This is a genomic window from Corynebacterium sp. LK2537 (assembly GCF_040946485.1).
GTDB lineage: Bacteria > Actinomycetota > Actinomycetes > Mycobacteriales > Mycobacteriaceae > Corynebacterium.
On sequence record NZ_JAYWLQ010000001.1, the window covers coordinates 124,659 to 139,858 of the forward strand.

Genomic DNA, 15,200 nt, shown 5'->3' on the forward strand with positions numbered 1-15,200 from the left:
CGACCGAGCTACCCAATCCGAGATTTTCCTTAAGGAGAACGCACATGAACAACGTTGACAAGCTCGCCCAGATGGGCACCTCGACGTGGCTGGATGATCTGTCCCGCCAGCGTCTGCAGTCCGGCAACCTCCGCGAACTCATCGACACCAAGAGCGTGGTCGGGGTGACGACCAACCCGACCATCTTCGCCAAGGCCATGTCCCAGGGCACGGCTTACGACGCCGACATCGCTAAGCTCAAGGAGCAGGGCGCGGCCGTGGACGAGGCCGTCTACAGCTTGGCCATCGACGACGTGCGCGCCGCCTGTGACGAGCTGCACGACGTCTTCGTCGACAGCAACGGCGAGGACGGCCGCGTGTCCATCGAGGTCGACCCCCGCATCTCCGACGACGCCGAGGCCACCTTGAACCAGGCCCGCGACCTGTGGAAGAAGGTCGATCGCCCCAACGCGATGATTAAGATCCCGGCGACCGACGGCTCACTGCAGGCCATCGAGGACGCGCTGGCGGAAGGCATCTGCGTCAACGTGACCCTGATCTTCTCCCTGAAGCGCTACGTCAAGGTCGTCGACCGCTACAAGGAGGGCATCCGCCGCGCGGAGGCCGCCGGCCTGGACGTGACCAAGATCTTCTCGGTCGCCTCCATCTTCATCTCCCGCATCGACACCGAGGTCGACAAGCGGCTGGAGGAAATCGGCACGCCGGAGGCACTGAAGCTGCGCGGCCAGGTCGGCCTGGCCGAGGCCAAGCTCTGCTACGGCTTCTTCGAGTCCGCCTTCCTCCACCCGGAGCGCCTGCCCGCCCCGGATCCGCTGCCGGCCGGGGCGAACTTCCAGCGCCCGCTGTGGGCTTCTACCGGCGTGAAGAACCCGGAGTACCCGGCCACCCTGTACGTAACCGAGCTGGCCGGCCCGGAGACCGTCAACACCATGCCGGAGGCCACCCTGGACGCGTTCCTGGACGCGGACGTGCGCCTGGGCGATGCCCTGACCGGCATGCTGGAGACCGCGAACAGCACCTGCGGGCGCGCGGCCCAACTGGTCTCCCTCGAGGAGGTCTACGAGCAACTCGAGCAGGAGGGCGTCGACAAGTTCGTGGCCTCCTGGAACGAGCTGCTCGAGACCATGTCCGCGAAGCTCTAGGGCCGCTCCTCCGCCCGCCTGAAGGTGGGCGTTGTGTCCCTCCCTCAGGCCGCGATTCGCAGCGCACCGCCGAAGTAAACCGGCGGTGCGCTCCTCGCTACAATGGGTAACCGCAACCTTAAAATAAATATTGTCTTCTTAATCTCCGGCGAAAGGATTTCCCGTGTCAGACCCCAGTTCCTGGGACAACCCGTTAAGGGATGAAAGAGACAAACGCCTACCCCGCATTGCCGGCCCCTCCGGCATGGTCATCTTCGGCGTTACCGGCGATCTGGCACGGAAGAAGCTCCTGCCGGCCATCTACGACCTGGCCAACCGCGGCCTCCTGCCGGCCGGCTTCACCCTGGTCGGCTACGGCCGCCGCGACTGGGACAAGCAGGCGTTCGCCGACTACGTCCTCAAGGCCGTCCAGGACGGGGCCCGCACCGAGTTCCGCGAGCACGTCTGGCAACACCTGGCCCAGGGCGTCGAGTTCGTCACGGGCGGCTTCGACGACGCCGGCTTCGACAAGCTCTCGGCCCGCCTGAGCGAGCTGGATACCGCCCGCGGTACCGGTGGAAACTGGGCCTATTACCTGTCCGTCCCGCCGGAGTTTTTCTCCAGCATCTGCCACCAGCTCGAGCGCGTCGGCATGGCTAACAGCTCCGACAACACGTGGCGCCGCGTCATCATCGAAAAGCCCTTCGGCCACGACCAGAAGTCGGCCCGGGAGCTCAACGAGGTCGTCAACGCGGTCTTCCCGGAGCAGTCGGTCTTCCGCATCGACCACTACCTGGGCAAGGAGACGGTGCAGAACATCATGGCACTGCGCTTTGCCAACCAGATCTTCGAGCCGATGTGGAACGCCCACTATATCGACCACGTGCAGATCACCATGGCCGAGGACATCGGCTTGGGCGGGCGCGCCGGCTACTACGACGGCATCGGAGCGGCCCGCGACGTCATCCAGAACCACCTGCTGCAGCTGCTAGCGCTGGTGGCCATGGAGGAGCCCTCCTCCTTCGAGCCGGAGGCCCTGCAGGCAGAAAAGACGAAGGTGCTGCGCGCCACGACGCCGGTACACCCGCTGAACAAGACCACCGCCCGCGGCCAGTACACCGCCGGCTGGCAGGGCTCGGAATACGTCAAGGGCCTGCGCGAGGAGGACGGCTTCGATCCGGAGTCGGCGACGGAGACCTACGCGGCCTGCACGCTAGAGGTCAACTCCCGGCGCTGGGGCGGCGTGCCGTTCTACCTGCGCACCGGCAAGCGCCTGGGGCGTCGCGTGACCGAGATTGCCTTGGTCTTCAAGCACGCCCCGCACCAGCCCTTCCAGAACGGCCAGGCCGACGCCCTGGGACAAAACGCCGTGGTCATCCGCGTCCAGCCGGACGAGGGCGTGACCATGCGCTTTGGTTCCAAGGTGCCGGGCTCGACCATGGAGGTCCGCGACGTGAACATGGACTTCGCCTACGCCGAGGCCTTCACCGAGGAATCCCCGGAGGCCTACGAGCGGCTGATCCTCGACGCCCTGCTGGACGAGTCCTCGCTCTTCCCCACCAACGAGGAAGTCGAGCTGTCCTGGGCAATCCTGGACCCGATCCTCGATTACTGGGCCGAGGCCGGCCAGCCGGACGAATACCCGGCCGGCACCTGGGGCCCGGAGTCCGCCGACAAGATGCTGCGCCGCCGGGGCCACTCCTGGCGCCGCCCTTAAGAGCTCGAGCGAAAAGAGAGATTTGCCATGATTATCCCCTTGCCAGATACCACCACGCGCGACATCTCCAAGAAGCTGGTCGAGGCCCAGGAGCACTACACGCTGACCACCGGCCGCGTGCTGACCCTGATTGTCTCCGCGTACCAGGGCGATGACATCAACGTCATCCTCGACTCCATCCGGGATGCCTCCCACGAGCACCCGGCCCGCGTGCTGGTCGTCATCTCCGAGGACCCGGAGGCCGACACCAGCCTGGACGCGGAGCTGCGCGTCGGCGGCGAGGCCGGTGCCTCCGAGATCGTGATTATGCGCCTGCACGGCGAGCTCGCCCACCAGGCCGAGGCCGTCGTCACCCCGCTGCTGCTGCCCGATACCCCGATTGTGGCGTGGTGGCCGACCCGTTACCCGGATTCGCCGGCGGAGGCTCCCATCGGCAGCCTGGCGCAGCGCCGCATCACCGATATCGCCCATTCCGAAGGCCCGACCCCGGACATGCTCCAGCTGCTCTCTGACGGCTACCAGCCGGGCGACTCCGACATGTCCTGGGCGATGATCACCCTGTGGCGCGGCATCGTCGCCTCCGCCCTGGACCGCCTGCCGCACGAACCGGTCGGCTCGGTGACCATCTCGGGCCCCAAGTCGCACCCGGCCGTGGATCTGGCCGCCGGCTGGCTGGCCGATCGCCTGGGCGTGGCGGTGCGCCGCGCCGCGGACGACCCGAGCCTGCACCACCACTTCCCCATCTCCAAGCTCATCTTCCACCGGGACTCCGGCGACATCAGCCTCACGGTGGTCGACCACGGCAGCGTCGAGCTGGCCGTGCCGAACTCGCCCACCTCGCTGGTGGCCCTGAGCGTGCGCTCCCAAGCGGAGGTGCTCGCCGAGGAGCTGCGCCACCTGGACACCGATCAGATTTTCGCCAACGCTCTGCGCGCCCTGCCGCGCGTGAGCTACGTCTAATCAGGAAGGCACCCAACATGGTCGATATTCGCCGCGTCAAGGACAAGGCCGCCCTCACCGAGCAGGCCGCACTCGACTTCATCGATTTGGTTGCCGCTTGCCAGGCGCCCGGCGGCGGCCGCCACGGCGACGGGGTCGCCCGCGTGGTGCTCACCGGCGGCAGCGCGGGCATCGGCATGCTCGAGCAGCTGCGCCGGTTCGCCGACGCCGCGCAGGCCCAGGGCGAGGATTTCCCGGCCCTGCAGGTCGACTGGTCCCGCGTACACATCTTCTTCGGCGACGAGCGCAACGTGGCCGTCGACGATCCCGAGTCCAACGAGGGGCAGGCGCGCGCTGCCCTGCTCGACCACGTCGGCATCCCGGATTCCCACGTCCACGGCTACGGCCTGGGCGCGGCCGACCTCGAGCAGGCCGCCGAGGACTACGCCGCGGTGCTGGATGAGTACGCCCCGCGCGGTTTCGATCTGCACCTTCTGGGGATGGGCGGCGAGGGCCATATCAACTCGCTGTTTCCCCACACCCCGGCGGTGCGCGAGGAAGAACGCCTCGTGGTGGCGGTGACCGACTCCCCCAAGCCGCCGGCCGAGCGCGCCAGCCTGACCCTGCCGGCCATCCGCCGCGCCGAGCAGGTGTGGCTGCTGGTTAGCGGCGCGGAAAAGGCCGAGGCCGCCCAGCACGTCATCGACGGCGCGGACTTCCTCGACTGGCCGGCCGCGGGCGCCCAAGGCGCGGGCACTACCCGCCTCTACCTGGCCGACGACGCCGCCCGCGATTAGTCCCGGGCCGCCCGCCCGGCGGCCCCAAGAGGACACCATAGACACTAAAAGACGCAAACACCGCCTAGCTGGTTTGGCCAGCTAGGCGGTGTTAGGTTTCGGCGGGTAGCTACCGCGGCGGCTCACGCCGCGTTGGGCGGTTTAGCTGAAGGCGGTGATCAGGTTCAGGCCGATCACGCAGCCGAGCCAGATGATGACCATCACGATGGTAACTCGGTCCAGGTTCTTTTCCACGACGGTCGAACCGGACAGATTGGACTGCACCCCGCCGCCGAACAGGCTCGACAGGCCGCCGCCCTTGCCCTTGTGGAGCAGGACGAACACAGACATCAAGACTGCTGCGATAACCAGAATGATCTGCAATGCCAGGGTCATTAAAATTCCTTGCTTCTCGATAAGGCCGAAAGGTCCGCGCGCCGGTCAGCGGGAGCACGCAACGCGCGCGCCACGCTCCAGCGCTTGAAGTACTCCGGCTAGTCTACACCACCTGCCACTACGGCAGTAGCAGCGCCTCGCCGAAACCCCGGCACCAGAGATCCACGGTGCCGGGGCGGGCGCGACTGCTACTGGACGGCGTTGGCGGCGTTGGCCACCAGCTTGGCGAAGTCCTCGCCCACCAGGGAGGCACCGCCGACCAAGCCGCCGTCCACGTCCGGCTGGCTGACCAGCTCGGCCGCGGAATCGACCTTCATGCTGCCGCCATAGAGGATGCGCATCTGCTGCGCGGTTTCCTGGCCGGCCAGCTCGCCGAGGACGCCGCGGATGGCGGCGCAGACTTCCTGCGCGTCGGCGGCGGAGGCGACCTTGCCGGTGCCGATAGCCCAGACCGGCTCGTAAGCCACGACAACCTTAGCCAGCTGCTCCTTGTCCAGACCGGCCAGCGAGTTGCGCGTCTGGTTGACCACGTAGTCCACGTGGGTACCGGCCTCGCGCACGTCCAGCGGCTCGCCCACGCAGACGATTGGGCTAAGCCCCTGGCTCAGGGCCGCCGCGGACTTCTGCGCCACCGTCTCGTCCGTCTCGTAGTGGTACTGGCGCCGCTCCGAGTGGCCGACGATGGCCCAGCTGGCGCCCAGCTTGGCCAGCATGTGGGCGGAGACCTCACCGGTGAAAGCGCCGGATTCATGGCGGGAGACATCCTGCGCGCCGTAGGTGATCTTCAGGTTATCCCCGTCGACCAGGGTCTGGATGGTGCGCAGATCCGTGAACGGCACGAGGAAGGCCACGTCCGCCTTCTCGTAGTATTCCTTCGGCAAGGAGAAGGCGAATTTCTGCACCGAACCGATGGCCTCGATGTGGTCGAGGTTCATCTTCCAGTTGCCCGCAATGAGCGGTTTACGTGCCATGACGTGGTGGTCCTTTCTTAGGGTTTAAACGTAGGCTGCCCGCGAAGATACGCGGTGCGTGCGAGAGCTAGGCTTCGAGGACGGAAACGCCCGGCAGCTCCTTGCCTTCCAGGAACTCCAGGGAGGCGCCGCCGCCGGTGGAGATGTGGCTGAAGCCGTCCTCGTCCAGGCCCAGCGCCCGCACGGAGGCGGCGGAGTCGCCGCCGCCGACCACGGTGAAGGAGCCGTTGGCCTTGGTGGCGTCGATGATGGCCTGGGCCACGCCGGCGGTGCCGCGGGAGAAAGCCTCCATCTCGAAGACACCCATCGGGCCGTTCCAGAACACGGTCTTGGACTCGGCCAGCACGGAGGCGAACTCCTGGACGGTCTTCGGGCCGATGTCCAGGGACATCCAGCCCTCCGGGATCTCGGAGACGGAGGTGGTCTCGTGCTCAGCGTCGGCTGCGAACTCGGTGGCGGAAACCAGGTCGACCGGCAGGACGATCTTGTCGCCGAAGCGCTCGAGCAGGTCGCGGCAGTTGTCGATCTGGTCCTCCTGCAGCAGGGACTTCTGGACGTTGTAGCCCTTGGCCGCCAGCAGGGTGTAGCACATACCGCCGCCGATGATGATCTTGTCGGCCTTGCCGGCCAGCGCTTCGATGACGCCGAGCTTGTCGGAGACCTTCGCGCCGCCCAGGACGACGACGTAGGGGTGCTCCGGCTCCTTCGCCACGGTGGAGAGCACGTCCAGCTCCTTCTGGACCAGCTTGCCGGCGTAAGCCGGCAGCTTCTTGGCGACGTCGTAGACCGACGCCTGGGCGCGGTGGACCACACCGAAGCCGTCGGAGACGAAAGCGCCATTGTCAGCGGCCAGGGCGGCCAGCTCGCCGGCGAAGGCCTCGCGCTCGGCCTCATCCTTGGAGGTCTCGCGCGGGTCGAAGCGGACGTTTTCCAGCAGGACGACGTCGCCGTCGTTCAGGCCGTTGGCTCGCTCGTGCGCGTCCTCGCCGCAGACATCGCCGGCCAGGGCGACGTACTGGCCCAGAGCCTCGGACAGGGCTTCCGCGACCGGAGCCAGGGAGTACTTCGGGTTAACCTCGCCCTTCGGGCGGCCCAGGTGGGCGGTCAGGATGACCTTGGCGCCGCCGTCGACCAGCGCGCGGATGGTCGGCAGCGAAGCGGTAATACGGCCCGGGTCCGTGATATTGCCCTCGTCATCCAGGGGGACGTTGAAGTCGGAGCGCACGAGCACGTGGCGGGACTCCACGCCCTCGGACAGCAGTTCGTCTAGCGTCTTGAAAGCCATAGTTTTTCTACTCCTTTGGCGAAAGTTGATGCACCTAAAACAATACCGACCCAACGCGGGCGGCGCCGTCAGATGGGCTGGGCCTGCGCTGGGTCGGTGTCACAGAAAACTAGTTCTTAGAGAAACAGTTTCTTAGAGGTTGGCTGCCACCTGGTCGGTCAGGCGCAGCAGCTGGGCGGTGTAGCCCCACTCGTTGTCGTACCAGCCGAGAACCTTGACCAGGTTGCCGTTGGAGACCTTGGTCATGCCGGAGTCGAAGATGCAGCCGTGGCCGTCGGTGACGATGTCGGTGGAGACCAGCGGATCCTCGGTGTAGCCCAGGACGTCAGCGAACTCGCCGGTGGACGCTTCCTTGATGGCGGCGTTGACTTCCTCGACGGTGACGTCGCGGGAGGCGGTGAAGGTCAGGTCGGTAGCGGAGCCGGTGATGATCGGCACGCGCATGGCGTAGCCGTCCAGCTTGCCCTCCAGGTTCGGCAGGACCTTAGCCACGGCCTTGGCGGCGCCGGTGGAGGTCGGAACCATGTTGACGGCAGCGGCGCGGGCGCGGCGCAGGTCCTTGTGCGGAGCGTCCTGCAGGCGCTGGTCGCCGGTGTAGGCGTGGATGGTGGTCATCAGGCCGTTTTCGATACCGAACTTCTCGTCCAGGACCTTGGCCATCGGAGCCAGGCAGTTGGTGGTGCAGGACGCGGCGGAGATGATGTGGTGGTTAGCCGGGTCGTACTCCTCGGAGTTGACGCCGTAGACGAAGGTCGCGTCGACCTCCTTGCCCGGGGCGGAGATGATGACCTTCTTGGCGCCGGACTCGATGTGAGCGCGGGCGCTCTCGCCGGTGCGGAACTTGCCGGTGGACTCGATGACGATGTCCACGCCGTGCTCACCCCAGTTGAGGTCCTTCGGATCCTTCTCCTCGGTGACGACCACGCGCTTGCCATCGACGGTGATGGACTCGTCGTCGTAGGTGATTTCGCCCGGGAAGCGTCCCAGGACGGAGTCGTACTTCAGCAGGTTTGCCAGGGTCTGGTTGTCGGTCAGGTCGTTGACCGCGACGATCTCCAGGTCGTGCTCGCCTTCGACAACTGCGCGGAAGAAGTTGCGGCCAATGCGCCCGAAGCCGTTGATGCCTACGCGGATAGTCACTTGATGTTCTCCTAGAAAATTGGATGTACGTAAGGTTTTACGTCTGGTGGAACTCACCGAGGGCTACGTGAGGTAGCTTGGCTTTTCCTCGACAACTTCCAACAAGACCGATACTACCGACGCTCGCGCTAGCGCGCACGGGTTACGGAAAGCAAATCAACAAAACCAGACATAATCCCACACCCGGTGACTGATATTCCTGGACACGGCCACAAAATAGCGAACATACCCGCAGGTAGACGCCCGGTGCCCGATTCAGTCTGCATACGCGCGAAGGCAAGATAGCGGACGTGATTCTGGGCACAGGACCGCGGGCGGGGCGGGTTAAACCACTCCCCTGGTCGCGCTACGCCGGGCTTAGTTCTCGCCGTCGGCCTGGTGCTCGCCGTGCCCGGCGCCGTCTGCGTCGAAGAGGTCCTCGGTGACTGCTTCGCTTGTCGACGGGATGCCCAGCTCCTCGGCCCGCTTGTCCGCCATGGACAGCAGGCGGCGGATGCGGCCGGCCACCGCGTCCTTGGTCATCGGCGGATCGGCCAGGCGGCCGAGCTCCTCCAGGGAGGCTTCGCGGTGCTGTACGCGCAGCTGGCCGGCATCCGCCAGGTGCTCCGGCACGTCGTCGCCCAGGATCTCCATGGCGCGCTCCACGCGGGCGGCCGCCGTCACGGCCGCGCGGGCCGAGCGGCGCAGGTTGGCGTCGTCGAAGTTCTGCAGGCGTTCCCCGCTCATGCGGACCTCGTTGCGCAGGCGCTTCTTCTCCCACTTCAGGCGGGTGACCTGCGCGCCCATACGGGTCAGCAGCGCGCCGATGGCGTCGCCGTCGCGCACGACCACGCGGTCAGCACCCCGGGTCTCCTTGGTCTTGACGGACAGCCCCAGGCGCCGCGCGCAGCCGACCAGGGCCAGGGCGGCCTCCTGGCACGGGCAGACGACCTCGAGCGAGGAGGATCGGCCCGGCTCGGTCAGGGAGCCGGCGGCCAGGAAAGCGCCGCGCCAGGCTGCCTCGTTGTCGGCGATAGAGCCGGAAATCACCTGCGGCGGCAGGCCCACCACCGGGTGCCCGGAGCGGGTGATAAGGCCCAGGCGGCGAACCAGGTCGGGGGTGCCGTCGGTGATGCGGATGTGGATGCGGGCCCGCTTGTGGGCCTGGGCGGCGGTCGGGCCCACCACGTGGCTGCCCACCTTGATCCCGTAGAGCTCGTCCAGGGCCGTGATGACCCGGTCGGCTGTGTCCTGGTCGGGCAGCTGCACCTCGTACATCATGGAGCTGCCCGAGACGGTCAGCTCGCCGGCGAAACGCAAGATGGCCGCCAGCTCTGCTGCCCGCGCGCTAGTGCGGGTGGCGTGCACCGCCGTTAACTCTTTTTTCACCGCGTCGGTAAGAGTCATCTTTTATGCCTTCCTGCCCTTTCTATCCTGCGGTGCCAGCTTCCGGCCCGCAGCACCACACCGGTTGTCGTCAGGTAATCGAAATAGAGATGAAAAATATTGAAACAGATTGCCTATTCTAGCGCCCGGCCTCGAGGAAGGCGGAATGCATCCGGGAAAGCGCAGCGGACAGCTTATCCGGATCGTGGACGCTGGTGGGCTGCCCATTATCGTCCAGCCGGCAGAGATCCGCATATTCGACCGTGGCGCCTAGGGCGCGGGCCGCGCGCTGCAGGTACTCCCGCTCGCTGGGCGCGGTGAGGATCTTCTCCTCCACCAAGATCTTGTCGATCCGCAGGCCCGGGGCGTGCTGAGCCAGGACGTGGAGGTGGCGCTCCGCGGAAAAGCCTTGGGTCTCCCCCGGCTCCGCGGACAGGTTGAGCACCACCACGCGCAGGGCATCGGCGGCGCTGATGGCCTCCATCAGGCGCGGGATGACCACGTGCGGCAGCACGGAGGAAAACCACGAGCCCGGCCCCAGCGTGATGAGGTCGGCCTGGCCGATGGCTTCCAACACCAAGTCGTTGACCTTTGCGTCCTCGGGGATGATCCGCACGCGGCGGACCTGGCCCGGCGTCGAGGCCACGGCCACCTGGCCGCGGACCGAGCGCACCACCCGCGGGTCCTCGTCGAGGCCCGCGACCTCGGCCTCGATCTCCAGCGGCTCGTTGACCACCGGCAGGACCCGGCCGTGCGACTCCGTCAGCTCCGCGACCTTGTCGAGGGCGGCCTGGCTATCGCCCAAAATCTCGGTCAGCCCCGCGATGAGCAGGTTGCCCAGCGCGTGCCCGGCCAGCGCCCCGTGCCCGCCGAAACGGTGCTGGAGCGTGGTCGCCCAGAAGCGCCCCTCGTCCTCGCCGTCGGACAGCGCCGCCAGCGCCATGCGCAGATCCCCCGGCGGTATGATCGCCAGCTCGCGGCGCAGGCGCCCGGAGGAGCCGCCGTCGTCCGCCACGGTCACGATAGCGGTCACCTTCGTGGCGCCGGTCTCCTGCGCCGCGAGCAAAGTTTGGTACAAGCCGTGCCCGCCGCCCAGGCAGGCTACGTGGAAGGGATTAGACATCGGAAGAGATCCCTGCCGCCTTTCTATGGTCTCGTCGCCGGTGGCCGCTGCCTCAGGCCTTGGTTCTCAAGGCCTCGGGCACGGGACTAAGCAGCGGGCTGCGCACAGTCCGTGCCTGTGCCAGACCCATCCGCCGCGTTTGTCCACCGACGCTGCGGGCGTTTATCGCCCTGGTTCGTTGTGGGTGTATTCAGTTCCTTTAAATTTTCGTTATCCGGGGCGGGCTAGTTTTCCTAGTCCCGCTCGATATCTCTGTGCAGGACGCTCACGTCGACCTTGCCCTTCTCACCGAGCCGGTGGGCGATCTCCTCGGCCACGGCTACGGAGCGGTGGTGCCCGCCGGTGCAGCCGACGCCGACCGTGATGAAGTTCTTGCCCTCGTGGTGGTAGCCGGCCAGCATGGAATCCAACATCGCCATGAAACGGTCGATGAACTCCTCCGCGCTCGGTTGGGAGAGCACGTAATCAGCCACCGGCGCATCCGTACCGCGGTAGGGCCGCAGCTCGTGGACCCAGTACGGGTTCGGGAGGAAACGCACGTCGACGACTAGGTCCGCGTCACGCGGCGAGCCGTGCTTGAAGCCGAAGGACTCGACGGTCACGTGCTGCTTCTGGCTGCCCAGCGGCCCGAAGGAGGCCTCGATGGCGCGGCGCAGATCGTGGACCGACAGGTTCGTGGTGTCCAGGATGATATCGGCGCGGGCGCGCACGCTCGCGATGGCCTCGCGCTCTCGCCGGATGCCGATCTTCAGCGTGTCCTCGCCCTGCAGCGGGTGGGTGCGCCGGACGGAGTCGAAGCGCCGGATCAGCACGTCGTCCCGGGCATCCATAAACAGCACGGTGGGCTGCATGTCTCGCTCGCGCAGCTGGTCGAAGGTCTCCAGCAAGGAACCCGGGAACATCCGGCTGCGCACGTCGGTGACGACGGCGACCTTGTCGACGGGCGAGTCGTCCTGGGCGCACAGCTCCAGCAGCTCCACGATGAGCACCGGGGGCAGGTTGTGCGCGACGAAGTAGCCCTTGTCTTCCAGGACCTTGGCCGCCGAGCTAAGCCCGCCGCCGGACATGCCGGTCAGCAGGATGGGAGGGGTGACAAATTGTGCCATGGGGCCATTCTATCTGGTTCGCGGCCGATCCCGGCCCGTCAGGATTCTTAGCGGGCCTGCAGCCCGTCGAAGACGGTCTGGGCCAGCTTCGGGCCGAAGCCCTTGACCTCGGCGATTTCCTCGACGGAGGCCTGCTTGAGCTTCTTGACGGAACCGAAATGCTTGACCAGGTCCTTGCGCCGTTGCGGCCCGAGCCCCGGGATGGAGTCCAGCACCGACGAGCGCATCCGCGCCGAGCGTTGCTGGCGGTGGTAGGTAATCGCAAAGCGGTGGGCCTCGTCGCGGATCTGCTGGAGCAGGTAGAGTGCCTGCGAGTTTCGCGGCAGGATCACCGGCTCGTCGTCGCCCGGCACCCAGATTTCCTCCAGGCGCTTCGCCAGCCCCACGAGCACCACGTCGTTGATGCCCAGCTCGTCGAAGGCCTCCTGGGCCGCGGCCACCTGGGGCGCGCCGCCGTCGACGATGAACAGCTGTGGCGGGTAGGCGAAACGCCGCCCGGCCTCCGCGGCTTCCTCCACGACCTGCTCGTCGGAGAAGGTCTGCTCCTCCGATTCCTCGTCCGGGTTGGCCAGCTTGTCGACGTGGTGGCGCTTGAAGCGGCGGCGGGTGACCTCCGCGATCGAGCCGACGTCGTCGGAGCGGCCGTCGCCGGCGGCCTCCTTGATGCGGTAACGCCGGTAGTCCGACTTCCGCGGCAGTCCGTCCTCGAAGACCACGAGGGAGGCCACCACGTCGGTGCCCTGGATGTGGGAGATATCCGTGCACTCGATGCGCAGGGGCGCTTGCTCCATGCCGAGGGCTTCCTGGATGTCCTGCAGCGCCGCGGAACGGGCGGTCAGATCGCCCACGCGCTTGAGCTTGTGCTGGCGCAGGGCATCCTTGGCGTTGCGCGCGACCGTCTCCATCAGGGCGCGCTTGTCCCCGCGCTGCGGCACGCGCAGATCCACCCGGGCCCCGCGCAGCTTTTCCAGCAGCTGCTTGACCTCCGCGTCCTCGGCCGGCAGGCGTTGGACCAGAATCTCCGGCGGGACCACCTTGACCGTGCGGGACTTCGCGTGGGATTCCTGGTCGACGCCGCGCCGCGGCACTCCCAGGTCGATGGCCGCGTCCTCGGCGGCCTCCTGCTTTTCGCGTTCCACGGCGTCGGAATAGAACTGGATGAGGAAGTTCTGGATGAGCGCCGGCAGCGCCGGGTCCTCTTCCCCCTCGGCGACGGTCTCGGTACTAGCCTGGTCGCCGACCTTCTCCACGACCCAGCCGCGCTGGCCACGGATGCGCCCGTCGCGCACGTGGAAGATCTGCACCGCGGCCTCGAGCTCGTCGGTGTGGAAGGCGATGAGATCGGCGTCCGTACCGTCGCCGAAGACGACGGACTGCTGCTCCATGATCTTGTTGATGGCGCCCAGGTCGTCCCGCAGGCGCGCGGCCCGCTCGAATTCCAGGTTGGCCGAGGCCTCTTCCATCTCCTGGGTGAGCTGGCGGGTCACCGGGGCGGTGTTGCCGTTCATGAAGGAGACCAAGCGCTTAACCGTAGCGCGGTGCTCGTCCTCGCTGACGCGGCCGATGCACGGGGCATCGCACTTGCCGATATAGCCCAGCAGGCAGGGCCGGCCGAGCGCCTCGTGGCGGTTGAACACGCCCTTGGTGCAGGTGCGCATGGGAAACACGCGGGTGAGCAAGTCCAGGGTCTCGCGCACGGCCCAGGCGTGCGAGTAGGGCCCGAAATAGCGCACGCCCTTGCGCCGCGGACCGCGGTAGAAAAACGCGCGGGGGAAGCGCTCGCCCACCGATACCGCGAGCATCGGGTAGGTCTTGTCGTCGCGGTACATGACGTTGAACCGCGGGTCGAAGCGCTTAATCCAGGTGTATTCGAGCTGGAGGGCCTCCACCTCGCTGGCCACCACGGTCCATTCGACCGACGCCGCGGTCAGCACCATCTGGCGCGTACGCGGGTGCAGCTGGGTGATGTCCTGGAAGTAGTTGGACAGGCGGGCGCGCAGGTTTTTGGCCTTGCCGACGTAGACGACGCGCCGGTTTTCGTCTCGGAACTTATAAACCCCCGGTTCCGTGGGGATGGTTCCGGGGGCCGGCCGATAGGTAGTTGGATCAGCCACGGCGGCGCCTAATCCTGCGGCATGTAGCGGGCTTCTAGGGCGCGGAATTCGTTGACGGAGTCCATGATGGTGGACTTGTCACCGGCCTGCAGGGCCCACATCGGTACGTATTCGAATTCCGGCAGCTCGAGGCGAGCCATGCGCGCGCCCTCGGGGAAGGACAGTCCGTAGATGACCGCCCACGGGTAGAAGCGGGTGCCCACGATGTTGCGGATCTCTACCCCGTCCTCGTTGGCCCGCACGCGCGGGCGGGTCAGGATGAGCCAGAACAGGATGGATAGCAGCACGCCCACGCCGGGGAAGGCGAATTTGTCAATGGTGGTCACGGTCGCGCCCGTGAATTCGATGTCCAGGGTCAGGCCCATGAAGATGTGGATTGCCATGACCACGATGACGACGATGACCGCCAGCTTGCGCAGGTACGGGGACTTGACCTCGAGCTCCCACGGCTTGTTGCTGGTCTGGGCGAAGGGATCGATGCGGGTATAGGCCAGCAACTCCTCTTCGGACAGTTGTGGCTTCGCTGGCTTGCCAGTGCTGTCAGTCATCAGTGCTCCACTCCTTTGTCTGCGCCCTCATAGTCTACGTCCGCGCTACCGGATTGGTTAATCGCCCGCAGCTTCACAACGGTGTCAAGCGCCGCCACCATGGCTTCGGATCCCTTGTTCTCGGCGGAGCCGGCAAAGCCCGCCCGATCGACGGCTTGGTCGTGGTCGTTGACGGTGAGGATGCCGTTGGCCACCGGGGTGGATTCATCCAGCGCGATCCGCGTCAACCCCTGGGTGACGGAGTCGCAGACGTAGTCGAAGTGCGGGGTGCCGCCGCGGATGACGCAGCCGAGCGCCACCACGGCGTCGAAGCGCCGCGCCGCGGCCTGCACAGCCACGGGGATCTCCAGGGCCCCGACGACGCGGAAGCCCTCGGCGTGGGCGCCGTTGCGCGCGGCGGCCGCCAGCGCCTCGGCGTGCAGCTGGTCGCAGATATCCGCGTTCCAGGTGGCAGTGACAACGGCTACGGAAATCCCGCGCGCATCGACCGAGTCGATCGCCGACAAGCCTTCCTTACTCATTTCGGTACCTCTTTCCGGTCGGTGGTGTTTCCTGTCGGTGGTGCTTTTACCGGAGGTTTTCGGCCCTTCTCCGGCTGC

14 protein-coding genes are annotated in these 15,200 nt (G+C 66.7%); 4 read left to right on the top strand and 10 right to left on the bottom strand.

Going from position 1 to position 15,200, the window contains the following annotated elements; all coding sequences use genetic code 11:
* Positions 1 to 44: 44 nt before the first annotated feature.
* From tal to pgl, 4 genes are all read left to right on the top strand, one after another.
* On the top strand, positions 45 to 1,142 hold the full coding sequence (gene tal, locus VVS03_RS00605) for a transaldolase (RefSeq protein WP_368534548.1): 1,098 nt from the start codon (positions 45 to 47) through the stop codon (positions 1,140 to 1,142).
* Positions 1,143 to 1,305: 163 nt separating this feature from the next.
* A complete protein-coding gene (gene zwf, locus VVS03_RS00610) occupies positions 1,306 to 2,838 on the top strand; it encodes a glucose-6-phosphate dehydrogenase (protein WP_368533991.1) in 1,533 nt (510 codons plus the stop codon).
* A 27-nt stretch (positions 2,839 to 2,865) separates the two neighbouring features.
* On the top strand, positions 2,866 to 3,798 hold the full coding sequence (locus tag VVS03_RS00615) for a glucose-6-phosphate dehydrogenase assembly protein OpcA (protein WP_368533990.1): 933 nt from the start codon (positions 2,866 to 2,868) through the stop codon (positions 3,796 to 3,798).
* 17 nt (positions 3,799 to 3,815) lie between these two features.
* Positions 3,816 to 4,574: a 6-phosphogluconolactonase gene (gene pgl, locus VVS03_RS00620; RefSeq protein ID WP_368533989.1), complete on the top strand. Its 759-nt coding sequence runs from the start codon at positions 3,816 to 3,818 to the stop codon at positions 4,572 to 4,574.
* A 141-nt stretch (positions 4,575 to 4,715) separates the two neighbouring features.
* Here the strand turns inward: pgl and secG are convergent, their stop codons facing one another.
* The 10 genes from secG to ribH form a co-directional block, all read right to left on the bottom strand.
* The gene (gene secG / locus VVS03_RS00625) at positions 4,716 to 4,949 is read right to left on the bottom strand and encodes a preprotein translocase subunit SecG (protein ID WP_368521174.1); all 234 of its coding nucleotides are present in this window, start codon (positions 4,947 to 4,949) and stop codon (positions 4,716 to 4,718) included.
* A gap of 188 nt (positions 4,950 to 5,137) precedes the next feature.
* Positions 5,138 to 5,920, bottom strand: a complete 783-nt coding sequence (tpiA, locus tag VVS03_RS00630) for a triose-phosphate isomerase (RefSeq protein ID WP_368533988.1) — start codon at positions 5,918 to 5,920, stop codon at positions 5,138 to 5,140.
* A 67-nt stretch (positions 5,921 to 5,987) separates the two neighbouring features.
* Complete coding sequence (locus tag VVS03_RS00635; RefSeq protein WP_368533987.1) at positions 5,988 to 7,205, bottom strand: phosphoglycerate kinase; 1,218 nt, start codon at positions 7,203 to 7,205, stop codon at positions 5,988 to 5,990.
* 132 nt (positions 7,206 to 7,337) lie between these two features.
* Positions 7,338 to 8,345 (bottom strand): type I glyceraldehyde-3-phosphate dehydrogenase, encoded by a 1,008-nt coding sequence (gene gap, locus VVS03_RS00640; RefSeq protein ID WP_368533986.1) that lies wholly within the window; start codon positions 8,343 to 8,345, stop codon positions 7,338 to 7,340.
* 357 nt (positions 8,346 to 8,702) lie between these two features.
* Positions 8,703 to 9,731 (bottom strand): DNA-binding protein WhiA, encoded by a 1,029-nt coding sequence (gene whiA, locus VVS03_RS00645; RefSeq protein WP_368533985.1) that lies wholly within the window; start codon positions 9,729 to 9,731, stop codon positions 8,703 to 8,705.
* A gap of 118 nt (positions 9,732 to 9,849) precedes the next feature.
* A complete protein-coding gene (gene yvcK, locus VVS03_RS00650; RefSeq protein WP_368519288.1) occupies positions 9,850 to 10,833 on the bottom strand; it encodes a uridine diphosphate-N-acetylglucosamine-binding protein YvcK in 984 nt (327 codons plus the stop codon).
* A 233-nt stretch (positions 10,834 to 11,066) separates the two neighbouring features.
* Positions 11,067 to 11,939, bottom strand: coding sequence for an RNase adapter RapZ (rapZ, locus tag VVS03_RS00655; RefSeq protein WP_368533984.1), 873 nt, complete (start codon positions 11,937 to 11,939; stop codon positions 11,067 to 11,069).
* A 47-nt stretch (positions 11,940 to 11,986) separates the two neighbouring features.
* On the bottom strand, positions 11,987 to 14,053 hold the full coding sequence (gene uvrC / locus VVS03_RS00660; protein WP_368533983.1) for an excinuclease ABC subunit UvrC: 2,067 nt from the start codon (positions 14,051 to 14,053) through the stop codon (positions 11,987 to 11,989).
* Positions 14,054 to 14,061: 8 nt separating this feature from the next.
* Entirely contained in the window at positions 14,062 to 14,601 is a 540-nt protein-coding gene (locus VVS03_RS00665; protein ID WP_368533982.1) for a PH domain-containing protein, read from the bottom strand.
* Positions 14,601 to 15,122, bottom strand: a complete 522-nt coding sequence (ribH, locus tag VVS03_RS00670) for a 6,7-dimethyl-8-ribityllumazine synthase (protein WP_368533981.1) — start codon at positions 15,120 to 15,122, stop codon at positions 14,601 to 14,603. The genes VVS03_RS00665 and ribH overlap by 1 nt, the downstream gene beginning before the upstream one ends.
* Between the last annotated feature and the right edge of the window lie 78 nt (positions 15,123 to 15,200).

What these genes read in the sequence shown, in the direction of transcription:
- VVS03_RS00635 (WP_368533987.1), bottom strand. Translation starts at nt 7,205, where the DNA reads ATGGCTTTCAAGACGCTAGACGAACTGCTGTCCGAGGGCGTGGAGTCC.
- yvcK (WP_368519288.1), bottom strand. Translation starts at nt 10,833, where the DNA reads ATGTCTAATCCCTTCCACGTAGCCTGCCTGGGCGGCGGGCACGGCTTG.
- VVS03_RS00665 (WP_368533982.1), bottom strand. Translation starts at nt 14,601, where the DNA reads ATGACTGACAGCACTGGCAAGCCAGCGAAGCCACAACTGTCCGAAGAG.
- tal (WP_368534548.1), top strand. Translation starts at nt 45, where the DNA reads ATGAACAACGTTGACAAGCTCGCCCAGATGGGCACCTCGACGTGGCTG.
- ribH (WP_368533981.1), bottom strand. Translation starts at nt 15,122, where the DNA reads ATGAGTAAGGAAGGCTTGTCGGCGATCGACTCGGTCGATGCGCGCGGG.
- secG (WP_368521174.1), bottom strand. Translation starts at nt 4,949, where the DNA reads ATGACCCTGGCATTGCAGATCATTCTGGTTATCGCAGCAGTCTTGATG.
- whiA (WP_368533985.1), bottom strand. Translation starts at nt 9,731, where the DNA reads ATGACTCTTACCGACGCGGTGAAAAAAGAGTTAACGGCGGTGCACGCC.
- rapZ (WP_368533984.1), bottom strand. Translation starts at nt 11,939, where the DNA reads ATGGCACAATTTGTCACCCCTCCCATCCTGCTGACCGGCATGTCCGGC.
- pgl (WP_368533989.1), top strand. Translation starts at nt 3,816, where the DNA reads ATGGTCGATATTCGCCGCGTCAAGGACAAGGCCGCCCTCACCGAGCAG.
- VVS03_RS00615 (WP_368533990.1), top strand. Translation starts at nt 2,866, where the DNA reads ATGATTATCCCCTTGCCAGATACCACCACGCGCGACATCTCCAAGAAG.
- tpiA (WP_368533988.1), bottom strand. Translation starts at nt 5,920, where the DNA reads ATGGCACGTAAACCGCTCATTGCGGGCAACTGGAAGATGAACCTCGAC.